This is a genomic window from Pseudomonas sp. 02C 26 (genome assembly GCF_002843585.1).
Classification (GTDB): Bacteria; Pseudomonadota; Gammaproteobacteria; order Pseudomonadales; family Pseudomonadaceae; genus Aquipseudomonas; species Aquipseudomonas shirazensis.
On sequence record NZ_CP025262.1, the window covers coordinates 4,938,117 to 4,956,998 of the forward strand.

Consider the following 18,882-nt stretch of genomic DNA (forward strand, 5'->3'; position numbering starts at 1 on the left):
CTGAGCGGCCCCGACAATCACACTGCGTTGCGCGGTAGCAGCAAGCCCAACGGCAAACGCACCCGCGCTTCAATGCCGCCGCCAGAGCGATTACGCAACTCGACATTGCCGCCATGCTGCGCCGCAATCCGTTTGACGATGGCCAGGCCCAGCCCCGTACCCTTGCCACCGCGCGCACGGTCGCCCCGGATGAACGGGTTGAAGATGGTTTCCAGCTCCGACTCGTCGATCCCCGCGCCGCGGTCGAGCACGCTCAACACCACATACGGCGCGCTGTCGTCGCCCGATACATAAGCTGCTACTTCAACGCCCTGCCCCGCATGGTGCAAGGCATTGCCGATCAGGTTGCCGAGCATACGCTTGAGCGAAACACGGCGCAGCGGGAACGGCGGAATAGGCTCCAGGCACAAGCGCACGCGTTCTTCCGGCTGGTTGTACGGCGCAACCACCTCACGCACCAGGTCGGAGAAGTCGATTTCTTCCAACGGCTCGTCACGGCCATCACGGATAAACGCCAGAAACTGATCGAGAATCGCGTCCATGTCTTCGATGTCGCGGACCATGTCGTCGGTCAGGTCGTTGTCGTTGTCCATCAGTGACAGCGACAGGCGCAAGCGCGTCAGCGGCGTGCGCAGGTCATGCGAAACCCCCGCCAGCATCAGCTCACGCTCGCGCCCGGCCTGTTCGACGTCTTCAGCCATCTGGTTGAACGAGCGGTACACCTCGGCCATCTCGCTTGGCGTGTCGCTGACCGGCAAGCGCACACTGCGCCCCTGGCCAAGCTGACGCGCGGCAAACACCAGGCGCTTGAGCGGCTGGTTGAGCTGACGGACGAAGATCCACGCCGACGCTGTCGACAGCAAACCAATGGCCAGGAACCAACCGAGTACGTTCCAGATTTTTTGCCCGCGCAACGGGTGCGGGTACAGCGGCACCTTCAGCCAGCCTGGGCCCAGGCTCGGCGCATTGACCCACAGCGCCGGCGGCGCATGCACGCGCAGGCGCACTTCGGTGTCCTCGCCCAGCTCGGCCTGCATCTGCCGCTGATAAATTTCGCTGTACGGCCAGTGCTGTTCGCCTTCCGGCACGCCGGCCCCGGTTACCCGGATCAGGCCGGCCGCTTCGGCGATCTTCTCGCGGTTTTCTTCATCGGCTGCCCAATAGGCGCGCAAGGTCAGGGCCACGCCATGGCTGTACTGACGGTCGACCAGCACGTCTTCGTTCATCAGCAGGTAGACCAGGGTCAGCGCCTTGGAGAACAGCACGACGATAAGCACCAGCCACAGGGTGCGGGCGAAGAAGCTTTGCGGGAACCAAACAGGGGTTTTCATCGAGGACATCTACTGCAGAACAGGCGCGAGCAGGGCCCGCCAGATTGCCGGCTGGCCACAGACGCAAACAGGGCGGCCCGTTCGGGTCGCCCTGCAGCGTAGTGGCAAGCCTGCAGACTCATTTGCCGGAGTTTCCGTCCGGCACGAACACGTAGCCCACGCCCCAGACCGTCTGGATATAGCGCGGCTTGGACGGGTCCGGTTCAATCATGCGGCGCAAGCGCGAGATCTGCACATCGATGGAGCGCTCCAGCGCATCCCACTCGCGGCCACGGGCGAGGTTCATCAGCTTGTCGCGGGTGAGCGGCTCGCGGGCGTGCATGACCAGCGCCTTGAGCACGGCGAATTCGCCGGTGGTGAGCATGTGCACTTCATTGCCACGCTTGAGCTCGCGGGTGGCCAGCGACAGCTCGTAGTCACCGAAGGTCACGGTCTCGTCTTCGCTGCCAGGCGCACCAGGCACCGGCGCCGACTGGCGGCGCAGCACGGCCTTGACCCGCGCCATCAGCTCGTCGGGGTTGAACGGCTTGGCCAGGTAATCGTCGGCGCCCAGTTCCAGGCCCTTGATCCGGCTCAACTCGTCGCCCTTGGCGGTAAGCATGATGATCGGGATCTGGTTGTTCGCTGCGCGCAGGCGGCGGCAGGCAGACAAGCCATCTTCGCCAGGCAGCATCAGGTCGAGTACAACCAGGTTGAACACCTCACGGGCCAGCAGCCGGTCCATCTGTTCGACATTGGGTACTGCCCGGGTGCGGTAGCCCTTGCTGGTGAAAAAACGCTCCAGCAGGCTGCTGAGCCCCGGATCGTCGTCGACGATGAGAATCTTGTCACCTTCAACTGTGTTAGGCGTGCTGGTCATCAATAACTCCTCTGAGATCGCTGCGCATTATGGCGTAGCCATTGCAGCGCGTGCCGTGTGCATTGTTAGCAGATTTTTCCCCGGGCGCCACTTCCACGCGGCCGCCGATGGCGCGGCGCTATCACCGCAAGCCCGGCGCGATGGGTATAATGCGCGCCTTTCACCCAGCGCCGCCGGGCACGAATGCCCACCTGCGGCCTCCAGTATTCACATATTGTCAGGTGGTTTTCATGGACAGCATCAACAGCCGTATTGCCGCAGAACTCGGCGTTCGCCCGCAACAGGTCGAGGCGGCCGTGGCCCTGTTGGACGAAGGCTCGACGGTGCCCTTCATCGCCCGTTACCGCAAGGAAGTCACCGGCAGCCTCGACGACACCCAGCTGCGCCACCTGGATGAGCGCCTGCGCTACCTGCGCGAGCTGGATGACCGTCGCGCGAGCATCCTTGCCAGCATCGACGAGCAAGGCAAGCTGACCCCGGAGCTGGCCCGCGAGATCAAGCTGGCCGACACCAAGACCCGCCTCGAAGACCTGTACCTGCCGTACAAGCAAAAGCGCCGCACCAAGGGCCAGATCGCCCTCGAAGCCGGCCTCGGCGAGCTGGCCGACGGCCTGTTCAACGACCCGCAACTGACCCCGGAAAGCGAAGCCGCGCGCTTCGTTGACGCCGACAAAGGCGTAGCTGACGTCAAGGCCGCGCTGGAAGGCGCCAAGTACATCCTCATGGAGCGCTTCGCCGAAGACGCCGGCCTGCTGGAAAAACTGCGCAACTTCCTCAAGCAGGAAGCCGTACTCAGTGCCCGCCTGGTACCGGGCAAGGAAGAGGAAGGCGCCAAGTTCCGCGATTACTTCGCCCATGACGAGCTGCTGCGCAGCGCGCCGTCGCACCGTGCGCTGGCAATCTTCCGTGGCCGCAACGAAGGCGTACTCAGCGCAGCGCTGAAAGTCGGCGAAGAGCTGCCGGGCACCCTGCACCCGTGCGAGCTGATGATCGGCCAGCACTTCGGCGTGGAAAACCGCGCCCGCCCGGCCGACAAATGGCTCGGCGAAGTGGTGCGCTGGACCTGGAAGGTCAAGCTCTACACCCACCTTGAAACCGACCTGTTCGGCGAGCTGCGTGAAGCCGCCGAGAGCGAAGCGATCAACGTCTTCGCGCATAACCTGCACGACCTGCTGCTCGCCGCCCCGGCAGGCCCACGCGCTACCCTGGGCCTCGACCCGGGCCTGCGTACCGGCTGCAAGGTTGCCGTGGTGGATGCCACCGGCAAACTGCTCGACACCGCCACGGTCTACCCGCACGTGCCACGCAATGACTGGGACCGCACCATCGCCGTGCTGGCCGCACTGTGCGCCAAGCATTCGGTGGAGCTGATCGCGATCGGCAACGGCACCGCCAGCCGCGAAACCGACAAGCTTGCCGCTGAACTGATCAAAAAATACCCAGCATTGAAGATGACCAAGGTGATGGTCTCCGAAGCCGGCGCTTCGGTGTACTCCGCCTCGGAGTTGGCAGCACGCGAGTTCCCGGACCTGGACGTATCGATCCGTGGCGCGGTGTCGATTGCCCGACGCCTGCAGGACCCGCTCGCCGAGCTGGTCAAGATCGACCCGAAATCGATCGGCGTCGGCCAGTACCAGCATGATGTCTCCCAGTTGAAGCTTGCCCGCGGCCTGGACGCGGTAGTGGAAGACTGCGTGAACGCCGTTGGCGTCGACGTCAACACCGCCTCGGTGGCGCTGCTGACGCGCATCTCTGGGCTGAACGCGACCCTGGCGCAGAATATCGTCGCCCACCGCGACGCCAATGGCCCCTTCGCCACCCGCGCAGCACTGAAAAAGGTCAGCCGCCTCGGCGAAAAAACCTTCGAACAGGCCGCCGGCTTCCTCCGTGTGATGAACGGCGACAACCCGCTGGACGCCTCCGCCGTGCACCCGGAAGCCTACCCACTGGTGCAGCGAATTGCCGCCGGCACCGACCGCGACATCCGCTCGCTGATCGGCGACAGCGCCTTTCTCAAGCGCCTCGACCCGAAAAACTTCACCGACGAGACCTTCGGCCTGCCGACCGTCACCGACATCCTGCAAGAGCTGGACAAGCCCGGCCGTGACCCGCGCCCGGAGTTCAAGACCGCCTCGTTCCAGGACGGCGTCGAAGAGCTCAAGGACCTCGAGCCTGGGATGATCCTCGAAGGCGTGGTCACCAACGTCACCAACTTCGGTGCCTTCGTCGATATCGGCGTGCATCAGGATGGCCTGGTGCACATCTCGTCGCTGTCGGAGAAGTTCATCAAGGACCCACGTGAAGCGGTCAAGGCCGGCGATGTGGTCAAGGTCAAGGTGATGGAGGTGGACATCCCGCGCAAACGTATCGCCCTGTCGATGCGCATGGGCGACACCCCGGGCGAGAAGGTCGAAGGCAACCGCGGTGGTGGCCGGGCCAATGGCGGCAACCGCCCGCAGCAGCCAGCGCGCCCGCGTGAAACTGCCACGGCCGCGCCAGCCAACAACGCCATGGCCTCGCTGTTCGCCAACGCCAAGCAGTTGAAGAAGAAATGACCAACCTGCCCAGCGAATACGTCGAAAGCGCCTTCAGCCAGTTGCTTGGCTGCCGCCTGCAGCGCCTTGAAGAGGGTGTTGCGACGGTGGCCCTGACACTGACGCCACAGCTGCGTAATCGCGGCCAGAAGCTGCACGGCGGGGCGATCTTCAGCCTGGTCGACATCGCCATGGGCCTGGCCTGCTCGGCCAGCCATGGCTTTGACCAGCAAAGCGTGACCATCGAATGCAAGATCAACTACATGCGCGCCGTCAGCGACGGCGAGGTGCTATGCACCGCGCGCGTGCTGCACGCGGGCCGGCGCACACTGGTGGTCGACGCCGACGTAGTCCAAGACGACAAGCTGGTTGCGAAAGCTCAGGGAACCTTCGCGGTTCTCTAGCTCACAAAGCGCTATCTGCGGTATTTTTCGGCAGTGTGATGGCACTGCCGAAACCGCGTAACCAGGCGACAACGCCAGTTCCTTTGTCCCTACCCTTGTAGACCGTTATTTCTACCCCCATATTGGGGCGACTGACGCGTGAAGGAATACATCTTGAGCGAACTCCTCAACAGCCGCCTGAGCCTGCTCAGTGCCAATCTCCCCTTGCTCAAGCAGTGCCTGCACGGTATTGAGCGCGAATGCCTGCGCGTGACCGATCAAGGTCGCCTGGCCCAGACCCCGCATCCCGAGGCTCTGGGATCGGCGCTGACCAACGAGCAGATCACCACCGATTATTCAGAATCGCTGCTGGAGTTCATTACTCCGGCCCTGGCCGACCCGGCAGCGGTGCTGGATAACCTCGAAGAGGTGCATCGCTTCGTCCAGTCCAAGGTGGGTAACGAATACCTGTGGAGCCCGTCGATGCCCTGTGCATTGCCGGCCGAAGAGGATATTCCGATCGGCTATTACGGCACCTCCAATATCGGCCAGCTCAAGTATGTCTACCGCAAGGGCCTGGCCCTGCGTTACGGCCGTACCATGCAGTGCATTGCCGGTATTCACTACAACTTCTCGCTGCCCGAGGCCCTCTGGCCTCTGCTGCGCGAAAAGGAAGGCGGCGCCGATAGCGACCGTGACTTCCAGTCGGCGGCGTACATCGCCCTGATTCGTAACTTCCGCCGCTACAGCTGGCTGCTGATGTACCTGTTCGGCGCGTCTCCTGCGCTGGATGCAGGCTTCATGCGTGGCCGTGCGCACCAGCTCGAACAGCTCGACCCCGACACCCTGTACCTGCCCTACGCGACCAGCCTGCGCATGAGCGACCTGGGTTACCAGAGCAACGCCCAGGCCGGCCTGACGCCGTGCTACAACGACCTCGCCAGCTACACCGACAGCCTGCGCAAGGCGGTCGGCACGCCGTACCCGCCGTACGTCGAGATCGGTACGCACAAGGATGGCGAGTGGGTTCAGCTCAACACCAATATCCTGCAGATCGAAAACGAGTACTACTCGAACATCCGCCCCAAGCGCGTGACCTACACCGGCGAGCGGCCGATCCAGGCGCTGGCCTCGCGCGGCGTGCAGTACGTCGAAGTGCGCTGCCTGGACATCAACCCGTTCCTGCCGGTCGGTATCGACCTGCAGCAGTCGCGCTTCCTCGATGCATTCCTGCTGCTGTGCGCGCTGGACGACAGCCCGCAGCTGAGCAACGGCGAATGCGGCCAGTGCACCAGCAACTTCCTCAGCGTGGTCAAGCAAGGCCGCAAGCCGGGCCTGGAGCTGCAGCGCAATGGCCAACCGGTGACGCTCAAGGAGTGGGCCGGCGAGCTGATCGAGCGTATCGCGCCGCTGGCCGCGTTGCTCGATCAAGCCAACGGCGGCGACGCCCACGCCAAAGCGGTTGAAGCGCAGCAGGCCAAGGTCGATGATCCCGAACTGACACCGTCGGCGCAGGTGCTGGCGCGCATGACCGAGCACGATGAGAGCTTTGTCGAATTCTCCATGCGTCAGAGCCGTCTGCATGCCGAAACCTTCCGTGAGCAGCCGTTGAGCCCCGAGCGCCAGCAAGCTTTCGAGACGCTGGCACGTGACTCGCTGGCCGAGCAGGCGCGCCTGGAGCAGGACGAGGTGGGTGACTTCGACCTGTTCGTCGGTGCCTACCAGGCCAGCATCCTGGCCATCAGCAACTGATGACCCGCACGCCCACACCACGCAAGCCGCGCGCCAGCAGCCAGGCCAGGATCGTCACGATCCTGGCGGCAGCCCGCGAGTTGCTTGCGGCGCACGGTGTGGCCGGGCTGTCGATCTACAGCGTGGCTGAACACGCGCAGATCCCGCCGTCGTCGGTGTACCACTTCTTTGCCAGCGTGCCGGCCCTGCTCGAAGCGCTGACGGCAGATGTGCACCGGGCCTTTCGTGAGGCACTGCGCGCGCCGATCGACAGCAGCGCGCTGACCACCTGGCATGACCTGTCGCGGCTGATCGAGCAACGTATGTTGGAGATCTATCAGGAGGATGCCGCAGCGCGGCAGTTGATTCTGGCCCAGCATGGCTTGAGCGAAGTGACCCAGGCGGATCGCAAGCATGATCTGGAGTTGGGCGAGCTGATGCACAAGCTGTTCGATCAGCATTTCCAGCTACCGGCAATGCCGCACGACGTCGATGTGTTTGCCCTGGCGATGGAGCTGAGCGACCGGGTCTATGCCCGTTCGGTGCAGCTGCACGAGCAGATCACCCCGCGCATGGCCGAGGAAGGCAAGCGGGTGTGTGAGGCGTATCTGGGGTTGTATTTGCCGCTGTTCCTGCCTAAACGCTGATAGTTTTGGGGCGCTTTGCGATCCTTCGCGGGCAAGCCCGCTCTCACAACGATCCCTGTGGGAGCGGGCTTGCCCGCGAAGGGCCGCAAAACGGCCCCGACACACCAAACGCCATCACAGCTTGGCGATAGAGACTTCGGTCGATTTGACGAAGGCAATCACTTCACTGCCCACCTGCAATTCCAACTCTTTTACCGAACGCGTGGTGATCACCGAGGTGACCACACCGGAGGCGGTCTGCACGTCGATTTCCGACAATACCGGGCCTTCGAGGATTTCTTTCACAGTGCCTTTGAACTGGTTGCGGACGTTGATCGCTTTGATAGTCATGGTGTGATTCCTTTGTGCTGGTTTCAGGGTTCAGTGAGCCCAACGCAACTGCGTGGGCAAAGGTGCTACAGGGTCCGGCTCGGGCGCAGCGCCCGGTACAGACAAAACTCGGTTGAGAACTTCGCTTTCCAGTGCGGCCAGACGGTGCGAGCCGCGCACCCGGGGCCGCGCCAGCTCGACGTTGAGGTCGAGGCCGACCGCACCGTCTTCGATCAGGATCACCCGGTCGGCCACGGCAACCGCCTCACTGACGTCATGGGTGACCAGCAGCACGGTGAAGCCATGCTGGCGCCACAGGCGTTCGATCAGTTGCTGCATCTCGATCCGGGTCAGCGCATCCAGCGCGCCAAGTGGCTCGTCGAGCAGCAGCAGGCGTGGCTGGTGAATCAGTGCGCGGGCCAGGGCCACACGCTGCTTCTGCCCGCCAGATAACGCCGCTGGCCACTCATTGGCGCGGTCGGCCAGGCCAACGGCTTCCAGTGCGTCCAGCGCCTTTTGCCGCCAGTCGCCCTTGAGGCCGAGGCCGACGTTGTCGATGACCTTTTTCCACGGCAGCAGGCGCGCGTCCTGGAACATCAAGCGGGTTTCTTCGCGGGCCTCGGCCAGCGGCGCAGCGCCGGCCAGCAACTGGCCGCCGGTGGGCTGGTCGAGGCCCGCCAGCAAGCGCAGCAAGGTGCTCTTGCCGCAGCCACTGCGGCCCACGATGGCGACGAACTGCCCGGCCGGAATATGCAGATCAATGCCGCGCAGCACTTCGCGCTGGCCAAAGTTCTTGCGCACACCCTGGGTGGCCAGCGGGATGCCACGCAGCAAGCGCGGCGGTTGTTCCTTGAGCACGGTCATGCGCCCTCCTTCTTGGCCACTTGATAGGCCGGGTGCCAGCGCAGCCAGGCGCGTTCCAGGCCGCGGGCGGCGAGGTCAGCCAGCTTGCCGAGCACGGCGTAGAGCACGATTGCCAGCACCACCACGTCGGTCTGCAGAAACTCCCGGGCGTTCATCGCCAGGTAACCGATACCGGCGTTGGCCGAGATGGTTTCGGCGACGATCAAGGTCAGCCACATGAAGCCCAGAGCAAAGCGCACACCGACCAGAATCGATGGCAGCGCACCCGGCAGGATCACCTGGCGGAACAGGCTGAAGCCGGACAGGCCGTAGCTGCGGGCCATTTCCACCAGGGCCGGGTCAACGTTGCGGATACCGTGGTAGGTGTTCAGGTAGATCGGGAACAGCGTGCCCAGCGCGACCAGAAAGATCTTCGCCGACTCATCGATACCGAACCACAGGATCACCAGTGGGATCAGCGCCAGGTGCGGCACGTTACGAATCATCTGCACCGAGCTGTCGAGCAGGCGTTCACCCCAGTTCGACAGGCCGGTGATAAAGCCCAGCACCAGGCCGATGCTGCCGCCGATGGCAAAACCCAGCCCCGCACGCCAGCCGCTGATGGCCAGGTGAGTCCAGATCTCGCCGCTGCGTACCAGCTCGACACCAGCGCTGACCACTGCGCTGGGGGCGGGCAGGATGCGCGTCGACAGCCAGCCAGCGCTGACCGCCAGTTGCCAGATCGCCAGCAGCAGTACCGGCAGTGCCCAAGGGGCCAGGCGCTGAGCCAGGGTGGATGAGGTTGCACGACTCATGGTCCGGTCCTCAGCTCTGCGACACGGACTTGGGCAGGATGTCGTTGGCGACCATCTCGCCAAACGGGCTGACGTAGCCACCCGCTTTCGGTTGCTCCGGGCGCTGTACATCCAGGTGCGGGAACAGCAGCTCGGCCACGCGGTATGACTCTTCCAGGTGCGGGTAGCCAGAGAAGATGAAGGTGTCGATGCCCAGCGCTGCGTATTCCTTGACCCGCGCTGCCACGGTCGGGCCATCGCCGACCAGCGCGGTGCCAGCACCGCCGCGCACCAGGCCAACCCCGGCCCACAGGTTGGGGCTGACTTCAAGGTTGTCGCGGCTGCCGCCGTGCAGAGCGGCCATGCGTTGCTGGCCAACCGAGTCGAAGCGCGCCAGCGAGGCCTGGGCACGGGCAATGGTGGCGTCGTCCAGGTGCGAGATCAGCTTGTCGGCGGCGGCCCAGGCTTCTTCGTTGGTTTCCCGCACGATCACATGCAGGCGGATGCCGAAGCGCACTTCGCGGCCTTGCGCGGCGGCCTTCTCGCGCACCTGGGCGATCTTCTCGGCCACTGCTGCAGGCGGTTCGCCCCAGGTCAGGTACAGCTCGACCTGCTCGGCAGCCAGGTCCTGCGCGGCCTCCGAAGAGCCGCCGAAGTACAGCGGCGGACGTGGTTGCTGGATCGGTGGGTAGAGCAGCTTGGCGCCCTTGACCTGAATGTGTTTGCCTTCGTAGTCGACGTTTTCGCCTTCGAGCACTTTGCGCCAGATACGGGTGAACTCGACCGAGGCTTCGTAACGCTCCTGGTGGTTGAGGTGCAGGCCATCGCCGGCCAGCTCGTCCGGATCACCGCCAGTGACCAGGTTGAACAGCGCCCGGCCATTGGACAGCCGATCCAGCGTGGCTGCCTGGCGCGCCGCCACGGTCGGCGAAATGATGCCGGGACGCAGCGCGACCAGAAACTTCAGGTTCTGCGTGACCGGGATCAGCGACGCGGCCACCAGCCAAGAGTCTTCGCAGGAGCGTCCGGTCGGGATCAGCACGCCGCCGAAACCAAGGCGGTCCGCCGCCTGGGCAATCTGTTGCAGGTAACCGTGGTCGACCGCACGGGCGCCATCGGAAGTACCCAGGTACTTGCCGTCACCGTGGGTTGGAAGGAACCAGAAAATATTAAGGCTCACTGGAGTTGTCTCCTCAAGGGTGGCTCAAGCCGGAGCGGCGCCCCGGCGCAGGCAGATCAATCAAGGCGCAGTTGCGACCTTGGCCGGGGGTGTCCAGATCACGTCCTTGATGCTCAGCGGCTTGGGGATCAGCTTGAGCGCCTGGAAGGTGTCGGCAATTTTCTGTTGTGCCGCGACCACTTCGGGGGTCAGCGGCGCTGCGCCGTAGCCCTGACGTTTGACCGAGGTCAGGGTGATGTCGGCCGGCAGGCCCAGCAGCGGTGCGACCTGATCGGTGACCTCCTGCGGATTGGCCTGGGACCACTGGCCAACCGCGCGGACTTCTTCGATCAAGGTGTTGATCACCGCCGGGTGCTGGGTCGCATAGTCGCGAGTCGCCAGGTAGAACTGGTGGTTGTCGACCAGGCCCTGGCCGTCACGCAGGGTACGCGCCTGCAGCTGCTTTTCGGCGGCGGCCTGGTACGGGTCCCAGATCACCCAGGCGTCGACGCTGCCACGCTCGAACGCGGCGCGGGCATCTGAGGGCGGCAGGTAAACCGGTTGGATATCGCTGTACTTGAGGCCGGCATCTTCCAGCGCACGCACCAGCAGGTAGTGCACGTTGGAGCCTTTGTTGAGGGCGACTTTCTTGCCCTTGAGGTCTTTTACCGACTGCACCGTGGAGCCCTTCGGCACCAGGATCGCTTCGCTGTGCGGCGCTGGCGGCTCGTAGGCGACGTAGAGCAGATCGGCGCCGGCGGCCTGGGCAAACACCGGCGGCGTTTCGCCAGTGACGCCAAAGTCGATCGAGCCGACGTTGAGCCCTTCAAGCAGCTGCGGGCCGCCGGGGAATTCGGTCCACTGCACCTGAATGCCTTGCTCGGCCAGGCGCTTTTCCAACGTGCCCTTGGCCTTGAGCAGCACCAGCGTGCCGTATTTCTGATAACCGATGCGCAGGCTCTCGGCCTGGGCTTGAGTAATGGCGCCGAAGGATACAGCCGCCGCAAACAGGGCGACCAGACCGCGACGCAAGAAGACTGTGCGCATGGCGCTCTCCAAGACGTATAGGGTTCGGGTTGCACCTGCTTGCCTCGTTGACGGGCGAGTAAGGTGGAAAAACGTGTGGCTTCAGATGCTCCAGCGAGCACTGATCAAGCGTTCATTGAGCACGCCTGGGGCGACCGGTTGTGGCCGGCGAACCAAGGCGCTGTGAAACGTGTCGAGCGAGTCCAGCAGGCGCGCTTCGAGGCTGGCCGCGAGCTGCGCCGGGGCGCTACCTTCGCCATAGGCGATCTGGCTGTCGTCGGCGAAGATCCCCTGCAGGGTCTCTTGCGCCTTGAGTGCCGACAGCACGGGCTTGAGGGCGTAGTCCACCGCCAGCATGTGGGCGATGCTGCCGCCGGTTGCGATTGGCAGCACCACCTTGTGTTCCAGAGCGCGCTCGGGCAGCAGATCGAGCAGGGTTTTCAGGGCGCCGGCAAACGACGCCTTGTACACCGGGGTGGCGACGATAAGGCCATCGGCCTGCGCTACCAGCTGCTGAAAGTGCTGCACCTGCGGGCTGTCGAAGCGCGCATGGAGGAGGTCTTCGGCGGCAAACTCGCGGACCTGAAAGGTCACGACCTCGACCCCACGCTCTTGCAGCCACTGGCGTGAACGCTCCAGCAACACGCCGGAGCGGGAACGGGTACTTGGGCTACCACCTACCGAGACAACCAACATGAGCAACGCTTCCTTCGATTCGTGGCGGGGCCTGTTCAGTAGTGCTCCCGCTTGATGTAAGTGACCTTAACAGCAGTTCGTATATATCTATAAATCATATTTTTTCATTTGTTTATTCTTTTAATGCATATAAAGCCAAGCCTTGCACAATCCTCTGTAGGAGCGGCCTTGTGTCGCGAAAGGGTCGCGTAGCGGCCCCAAGATTTATGCAGCAGCACAGATTGCTGGGGCCGCTACGCAGCCCTTTCGCGACACAAGGCCGCTCCTACAGGGGCCGTGGGGGGGGCGAATAAAAAAGGGCCGCGTGAGCGGCCCGAATATCCCTGCTTGGCTAAGAGCATGTGCAACGAGGATTCTGTATTCAGCGGTTGGGCTGCGGTGTCAGGCGCAGGTAGGGCTTCACGGCGCGGTAGCCTTTGGGGAAGCGTTCCTTGATCTCGGCTTCATCCTTGAGCGAGGGCACGATCACTACCTCGTCGCCGTCCTGCCAGTTGCCTGGCGTGGCGACCTTGTAGTTGTCGGTCAGCTGCAGCGAGTCGATCACCCGCAGGATTTCATTGAAGTTGCGCCCGGTGCTGGCCGGATAGGTAATGGTCAGGCGCACCTTCTTGTTCGGGTCAATGACGAACAGCGAGCGCACGGTGAGGGTGTCGTTGGCGTTGGGGTGGATCAGGTCGTACAGGTCGGAGACCTTGCGATCGGCATCGGCAATGATCGGGAAGTTGACCACGGTGTTCTGGGTTTCATTGATGTCATCGATCCACTTGTGGTGCGAATCGACCGGGTCGACCGACAGCGCGATGGCCTTGACCCCGCGCTTGGCGAAGTCGTCCTTGAGCTTGGCGGTCAGGCCCAGTTCGGTGGTGCACACCGGGGTGAAGTCGGCAGGGTGCGAGAACAGCACGCCCCAGCTATTGCCCAACCACTCGTGGAAGCGAATCTTGCCTTCGCTGGAATCCTGTTCGAAATCGGGGGCGATGTCGCCGAGTTTGAGGCTCATGGTGCGGCTCCTGTGTCTGCGTTATGGGTCCAATGTGCCTGCAATCGAAAGAGATTAAAAAGAATAAATATCGATTTATTTATAACCAGAATGCATTACAAATTGCAGGCATAAAAAAGCCTCGCACTAGGCGAGGCTTTTTGGCGTGCAGCTACGACTTACTTGAAAGCGTAAGTGTAGTTGACGATGAAGCGGGTCTGGTCCTGGTCAGCCAGCGAGCTGGTGCCGGTGCCGCGGTACATACCATGGCGCAGGGTAGCGCCCAGGCCTTTCAGGGTACCTTGCTGGATCACGTAGTCAATCCGGGCATCGCGTTCCCACTCGGAGAAGGTGCCGTTGCCGTTGGCATTGCGGCCATCTTCACCGCGCAGGTACGAAACCGACGCCTTCAGACCCGGCACGCCAAGGCGAGCGAAGTCGTAGGAGTACTGACCGAAGGTGGTGTTTTCACCGGCCTTGGCAAACTGGTTGATCATGCTGTCGGTGAACAGGTAGAAGCTCGCGCCGCCTGCGCCTTCCGGACGGCCATTGCCATCACGTACCGAACCCTGGTTCAACCAGACGAAACCGCCGTCATCGCTGACGCGCTGGTGACCGAGCAAGAAGGCATGACCACCCAGGGTGTAGGTGAACATGGCAGACCAGGTCTTGTTGTCGACCTCGCCCAGGTTCTTGGCGTAGCCACCGTTGTTGTTGAAGTTGTAACCACCGCCGTTGCCGTTTTTACCGTCGCTGCTGCTGTCGAAGTAGCGCAGGTCGGTTTTGAACGACTGGTCGTCAGCGATCTTGAAGACGTGAGTCGCGCCCAGGAAGTGCTGCTTGTAGAAGTCTTCCAGGTTCGAGTAGTAGTACTGCAGGGTCAGGTCTGGGGTGAGCTTGTAGTCCAGACCACCGTAGCGGAACTTGTTGCTGTCAGCGGTAGCACCGTTGACCGACAGACCAGTCCGGTTGCTGGACGCACGGCCCATGGCGTGAGTCATCTGACCGGCGTTGATGGTCAGGTTGTCGATTTCCTTGGAGGAAATGGTGGCACCTTCGAAGGTCTGCGGCAGCAGACGGCCATCGTTGGCAACCAGGATCGGCAAGGCTGGCGACAGCGCGCTACCGAAGTGAGCTTCGGTCTTGGAGAAACGAGCCTTGGCGTTGGCGCCAAAGCGTGCCCATTGCTTCTCGGACGAACCGTCGGAGTCGCTTGGGAAGAAGCTGCTGCCATCAGGGTGGTAGCCCTTGCCGCCGTCAAGGTGGATGCCCCACAGCGCCTGAGCATCTACACCAAAACCAACGGTGCCTTCGGTGAAGCCGGAAATGAAGTCAAGCTTGAAGCCCTGACCCGACTCGCGGTTGTCAGGACGTGGCTTGTTGCCGCCGGCTTCACGGTTGTCGTTGTTGAAGTACATGGTACGCGAGCTGACGGACAGCTTGCTGTCTTCGACGAAGCCAGCAGCACCTGCTTGTTGGGCGAGAACCCCCAGTGCCACGGCCAGAGCCAGGCTTGACTTGTACATGTTTTGCTCCTCTACGTTCTAATTTTTGTATATCAGTGGCGGCGAGGTCTATTGCCTCACTCACCATGGACTGGCGATTTAGTCGCAGAGCGTGACCGTCCAGTCAATCATTTCCGAACGTTTCACGACTAAGGTCTAAGCCACCACCCTGGGCTACAGGATAATGACAATCCTATAAATCCAAAATGACTGTTTTATGAATTGCTAAGACTATTGCGGCATATCATAGGAACCTTTACTACCATTTGCGGTATCGGCAGGGCCCCTTAAGAGCTTTAGGTTATTTGCAAACGTTTGCTCATAACCTTATTTCCTTTTGCTCTAGGCCGGGGGAGCGTAGCAGCGAACGGTCATTACGCCAGCCCGCTCCTACGCCGACCGCGCAACGTGCAGGCAACGCGGTCCCTGTAGGAGCGGCCTTGTGTCGCGAAAGGGGCGCGCAGCGCCCCCAAAAGGCACCTAAGCTAATACCAAAAAGTTATTTATTTGAAGATTCTTAGATCATTTAGTCTCTCGCCATCAACTACCCAGATTGCTGACGAGAGGCAAACCCATGATCCCGCACGCTCCGCTGCGCCTGTTCGCCGCCCTGACCCTCGCCAGCAGCAGCTGGTTGGCCCAGGCCGCTGACCTTACCGTGGCCTACCAGACCACCGTCGACCCAGCCAAGGTTGCCCAAGTCGATGGCGCCTACGAAAAAGCCAGCAAGGCCGATATCGACTGGCGCAAATTCGATAACGGCGCCGACGTGATCACGGCCGTGGCCTCGGGCGATGCACAGATCGGCTACCTCGGCTCCAGCCCGCTGGCCGCAGCCGCGACCCGCAAGCTGCCGGTCGAAACCTTTTTGATCGCCACCCAGATCGGCGCCGGTGAAGCGCTGGTTGCCCGCGACAGCATCAAGACCCCGCAGGACCTGATCGGCAAAAAGGTCGCCGTACCGTTCGTTTCGACCGGCCACTACAGCCTGCTCGCTGCGCTCAAAGCGTGGAACATCGATGCGTCCAAGGTGCAGATCCTCAACCTCGCCCCGCCGGCCATCATCGCCGCCTGGAAGCGTGGCGATATCGACGCGACCTATGTCTGGGACCCAGCGCTGGGCGTCGCCAAGGAGAACGGCAAGGTGCTGATCACCTCCGGTGAGCTGGCACAAAAAGGCGCACCGACCTTCGACGCCTGGATCGTACGCAAAGACTTTGCCGCCAAGCACCCGGACGTAGTCAAGGCCTTCGCCAAGGTCACCCTGGATGCCTACGCCGACTACCGCAAGGACCCGGCAGCCTGGCTGGCCAACCCGGACAACGTCGCCAAACTGGCCAAGCTCTCGGGCGCCAAGAGCAGCGATATCCCGGTGCTGCTGCAAGGCAACGTCTACCCGCTGGCCGCCGACCAGGCCAGCGCTCTCGGCGCGCCGACCACCCAGGCCCTGAGCAACACCGCAGCCTTCCTCAAGGAGCAAGGCAAGGTCGACGCCGTGCTGCCTGACTACGCCCCATACGTCACCGCCAAATACCTGCCCAACTGATCCGGAGCCCGTCATGGCCTTGCTCGAGCTGGAGCGCATCAGCGCACAGTACCCCGGTGCCGACACCCCGGTGCTGGCCGATATCAACCTGAGCCTGGGCCCGCGCCAGCTGCTGGTGGCCCTTGGGCCATCGGGCAGCGGCAAGACCTCGCTGCTCAACCTGATCGCCGGCTTCGTGCCTCCCAGTGCTGGCCGTATCAGCCTCGACGGCGTGCCGGTGCAAGGCCCGAGTGCCGAGCGCGGCGTGGTGTTTCAGGACGACGCCCTGCTGCCCTGGCAAAACGTGCTCGGTAACGTCGCCTTCGGCCTGGAGCTGGCCGGCGTAAGCCGTGCCGAGCGCGAAGCCAAAGCGCGCGAAATGCTCGCACTGGTCGACCTCGCAGGTTTCGCCGAGCGGCGCATCTGGCAGCTTTCGGGCGGCCAGAAGCAGCGCGTCGGCCTGGCCCGCGCCCTGGCCGCCAACCCGCGTGTGCTGTTGATGGACGAGCCGTTCGGCGCCCTCGATGCGTTTACCCGCGAGCAGATGCAGGAGTTGTTGCTGCAGGTGTGGCAACGCACAGCCAAACCAGTATTCCTGATTACCCATGACATCGAAGAAGCGGTGTTTCTCGCCAGCGAACTGGTGCTGCTTGCGCCCAACCCAGGGCGTGTCGTCGAACGGCTGCAACTGGACTTCGGCCAACGCTACGCCGCCGGTGAATCGGCGCGGGCGATCAAGTCCGACCCGCGCTTTATCGAAACCCGCGAACACGTGCTGGCGAGAGTCTTCTCGCAACGCGAAGACGCCCGCCGGGAGCACTCAGCATGAGCACTGTCGAACTGCCGCTGGCCGCCAAACCGGCCAACCTCAAACCGCTGCCGCGCAAACCACTGTCGACCCGCTGGATCAGCGCCCTGACCCTGGCCAGCCTGTTACTGCTGTGGTGGGCGGTCACCGCCGCCGAGCTGGTCGAGCCGCTGTTTCTGCCACCCCCGGCAGACATCCTCGGCAAAGCCTGGGTGCTGCTGACCCAGGGCTACATGGACGCCAGCCTGTGGCAGCACCTGGGCGCAAGCCTTGGGCGGATTGGCCTGGCGCTCGGCGCAGCCATCCTCACGGCGATCCCGATCGGCATTGCCATCGGCTCAAACCGCATTGCCCGGGGCATTTTCGACCCACTGATCGAGTTCTACCGGCCAATTCCGCCGCTGGCCTACCTGCCGCTGATCGTGATCTGGTGCGGCATCGGTGAGCTGTCCAAGGTCCTGCTGATCTACCTGGCGATCTTCGCCCCGATTGCCATCGCCACCGCCACCGGCGTGCGCACCGTCGACCCGGCCAAATTGCGCGCCGCGCAGTCGCTGGGCGCCACCAAGGCCCAGCTGATTCGCCATGTGGTATTGCCCAGCGCCCTGCCCGACATCCTCACCGGCGTGCGTATCGGCCTGGGCGTCGGCTGGTCGACCCTGGTTGCAGCGGAATTGATCGCCGCCACCAGCGGCCTCGGCTTCATGGTCCAGTCAGCGGCGCAGTTTCTGGTCACTGACGTGGTGGTGCTGGGGATCCTGCTGATTGCCCTGATCGCCTTCGCCCTGGAAATGGGCCTGCGCACCCTGCAACGCAAGCTGGTGCCTTGGCACGGCCAGACCCACTGACCACGACTGACCACGCCGGCACTCCGGCGCCCGACAAAGAGACTGCCATGAGCCTGACCATCACTCCGTTAAGCCCGGCCCTCGGCGCGCAGATCACTGGCGTCGACATCAGCCGTGAAATCACAGCCGAACAACGCGACGCCATCGAGCAGGCGCTGCTCAAGCATCAAGTGCTGTTCTTCCGCGAGCAGCCGCTCAACCCGCAGCAGCAAGCCCGCTTCGCCGCACGTTTTGGTGATCTGCATATCCACCCGATCTACCCCAATGTGCCGCAAACGCCACAAGTGCTGATCCTCGATACCGCCGTCACCGACGTGCGCGACAATGCCGTGTGGCACACCGACGTGACCTTCCTACCGACCCCGGCGCTGGGCGCGGTACTGAGTGCCAAGCAGTTGCCGGCCTACGGCGGCGATACCTTGTGGGCCAGTGGCGTAGCGGCATTCGAAGGCTTGTCGGCGCCCCTGCGGACGATGCTCGACGGCCTCACCGCCACCCATGACTTCACCAAGTCATTCCCGCTGGAGCGCTTCGGCACCACCGCCGAAGACCTCGCCCGCTGGGAAGCGACCCGGCGCAACAACCCGCCGCTGACGCACCCGGTGGTGCGTACGCATCCGGTCAGCGGGCGTAAGGCGTTGTTCGTCAATGAAGGGTTTACCACGCGCATCAACGAGCTCAACGAGCAGGAAAGCGAGGCCCTGCTCAAGCTGCTGTTTGCCCATGCGACGCGGCCGGAGTACAGCATCCGCTGGCGCTGGCAGGAAAACGACGTGGCCTTTTGGGACAACCGCGTCACCCAGCATTACGCCGTCGATGACTACCGCCCGCAGCGGCGGGTCATGCACCGCGCCACCATCCTTGGCGACGCGCCGTTCTAGCGCAGGCGAGGGGCTGCCCAGCAG

18 protein-coding genes are annotated in these 18,882 nt (G+C 63.2%); 8 read left to right on the top strand and 10 right to left on the bottom strand.

From position 1 onward, the window contains the following. Window positions 1–17: 17 nt before the first annotated feature. Window positions 18–1,331: an ATP-binding protein gene (locus CXQ80_RS22580; protein WP_178080802.1), complete on the bottom strand. Its 1,314-nt coding sequence runs from the start codon at window positions 1,329–1,331 to the stop codon at window positions 18–20. A 118-nt stretch (window positions 1,332–1,449) separates the two neighbouring features. Then, a complete protein-coding gene (gene ompR, locus CXQ80_RS22585) occupies window positions 1,450–2,190 on the bottom strand; it encodes a two-component system response regulator OmpR (RefSeq protein WP_101322551.1) in 741 nt (246 codons plus the stop codon). A 230-nt stretch (window positions 2,191–2,420) separates the two neighbouring features. On the opposite strand from ompR, the gene CXQ80_RS22590 reads away from it, so the two are divergent. The 4 genes from CXQ80_RS22590 to CXQ80_RS22605 all read left to right on the top strand — a co-directional run bounded on the left by CXQ80_RS22590 (window position 2,421) and on the right by CXQ80_RS22605 (window position 7,485). Then, on the top strand, window positions 2,421–4,745 hold the full coding sequence (locus CXQ80_RS22590; RefSeq protein WP_101322552.1) for a Tex family protein: 2,325 nt from the start codon (window positions 2,421–2,423) through the stop codon (window positions 4,743–4,745). After that, a complete protein-coding gene (locus CXQ80_RS22595; RefSeq protein ID WP_101322553.1) occupies window positions 4,742–5,128 on the top strand; it encodes a PaaI family thioesterase in 387 nt (128 codons plus the stop codon). Before CXQ80_RS22590 ends, CXQ80_RS22595 begins: the two co-directional genes overlap by 4 nt. Before the next feature lie 153 nt (window positions 5,129–5,281). Continuing rightward, window positions 5,282–6,859 (top strand): glutamate--cysteine ligase, encoded by a 1,578-nt coding sequence (gene gshA, locus CXQ80_RS22600; protein WP_371918888.1) that lies wholly within the window; start codon window positions 5,282–5,284, stop codon window positions 6,857–6,859. Continuing rightward, window positions 6,859–7,485, top strand: a complete 627-nt coding sequence (locus CXQ80_RS22605; protein WP_101322555.1) for a TetR/AcrR family transcriptional regulator — start codon at window positions 6,859–6,861, stop codon at window positions 7,483–7,485. The genes gshA and CXQ80_RS22605 overlap by 1 nt, the downstream gene beginning before the upstream one ends. Before the next feature lie 114 nt (window positions 7,486–7,599). Here the strand turns inward: CXQ80_RS22605 and CXQ80_RS22610 are convergent, their stop codons facing one another. From CXQ80_RS22610 to CXQ80_RS22645, 8 genes are all read right to left on the bottom strand, one after another. Beyond that, the gene (locus CXQ80_RS22610; RefSeq protein ID WP_101322556.1) at window positions 7,600–7,815 is read right to left on the bottom strand and encodes a molybdopterin-binding protein; all 216 of its coding nucleotides are present in this window, start codon (window positions 7,813–7,815) and stop codon (window positions 7,600–7,602) included. A 30-nt stretch (window positions 7,816–7,845) separates the two neighbouring features. Then, the gene (gene ssuB, locus CXQ80_RS22615) at window positions 7,846–8,658 is read right to left on the bottom strand and encodes an aliphatic sulfonates ABC transporter ATP-binding protein (protein WP_101322557.1); all 813 of its coding nucleotides are present in this window, start codon (window positions 8,656–8,658) and stop codon (window positions 7,846–7,848) included. Continuing rightward, window positions 8,655–9,452 (bottom strand): aliphatic sulfonate ABC transporter permease SsuC, encoded by a 798-nt coding sequence (gene ssuC, locus CXQ80_RS22620; protein ID WP_101322558.1) that lies wholly within the window; start codon window positions 9,450–9,452, stop codon window positions 8,655–8,657. The genes ssuB and ssuC overlap by 4 nt, the downstream gene beginning before the upstream one ends. 10 nt (window positions 9,453–9,462) lie before the next feature. Continuing rightward, on the bottom strand, window positions 9,463–10,611 hold the full coding sequence (ssuD, locus tag CXQ80_RS22625) for an FMNH2-dependent alkanesulfonate monooxygenase (RefSeq protein WP_101322559.1): 1,149 nt from the start codon (window positions 10,609–10,611) through the stop codon (window positions 9,463–9,465). A gap of 60 nt (window positions 10,612–10,671) precedes the next feature. Continuing rightward, window positions 10,672–11,637, bottom strand: coding sequence for a sulfonate ABC transporter substrate-binding protein (locus tag CXQ80_RS22630; protein ID WP_101322560.1), 966 nt, complete (start codon window positions 11,635–11,637; stop codon window positions 10,672–10,674). Between the two features lie 81 nt (window positions 11,638–11,718). Next, on the bottom strand, window positions 11,719–12,312 hold the full coding sequence (gene ssuE / locus CXQ80_RS22635; RefSeq protein WP_101322561.1) for an NADPH-dependent FMN reductase: 594 nt from the start codon (window positions 12,310–12,312) through the stop codon (window positions 11,719–11,721). A gap of 361 nt (window positions 12,313–12,673) precedes the next feature. Further along, window positions 12,674–13,312, bottom strand: a complete 639-nt coding sequence (locus CXQ80_RS22640) for a peroxiredoxin (protein WP_101322562.1) — start codon at window positions 13,310–13,312, stop codon at window positions 12,674–12,676. Between the two features lie 158 nt (window positions 13,313–13,470). After that, window positions 13,471–14,817: an OprD family porin gene (locus tag CXQ80_RS22645; RefSeq protein WP_101322563.1), complete on the bottom strand. Its 1,347-nt coding sequence runs from the start codon at window positions 14,815–14,817 to the stop codon at window positions 13,471–13,473. Window positions 14,818–15,370: 553 nt separating this feature from the next. Between CXQ80_RS22645 and tauA the strand changes: the two genes are divergently transcribed. The 4 genes from tauA to tauD are packed head-to-tail and all read left to right on the top strand — an operon-like array spanning window position 15,371 to window position 18,858. Then, entirely contained in the window at window positions 15,371–16,342 is a 972-nt protein-coding gene (gene tauA / locus CXQ80_RS22650; protein ID WP_101322564.1) for a taurine ABC transporter substrate-binding protein, read from the top strand. 13 nt (window positions 16,343–16,355) lie between these two features. Next, on the top strand, window positions 16,356–17,150 hold the full coding sequence (tauB, locus tag CXQ80_RS22655) for a taurine ABC transporter ATP-binding subunit (RefSeq protein WP_101322565.1): 795 nt from the start codon (window positions 16,356–16,358) through the stop codon (window positions 17,148–17,150). Continuing rightward, window positions 17,147–17,977, top strand: a complete 831-nt coding sequence (tauC, locus tag CXQ80_RS22660; protein ID WP_101322566.1) for a taurine ABC transporter permease TauC — start codon at window positions 17,147–17,149, stop codon at window positions 17,975–17,977. Before tauB ends, tauC begins: the two co-directional genes overlap by 4 nt. Window positions 17,978–18,024: 47 nt before the next feature. Next, window positions 18,025–18,858, top strand: coding sequence for a taurine dioxygenase (gene tauD / locus CXQ80_RS22665; protein WP_101322567.1), 834 nt, complete (start codon window positions 18,025–18,027; stop codon window positions 18,856–18,858). The last annotated feature ends 24 nt before the right edge of the window (window positions 18,859–18,882 follow it).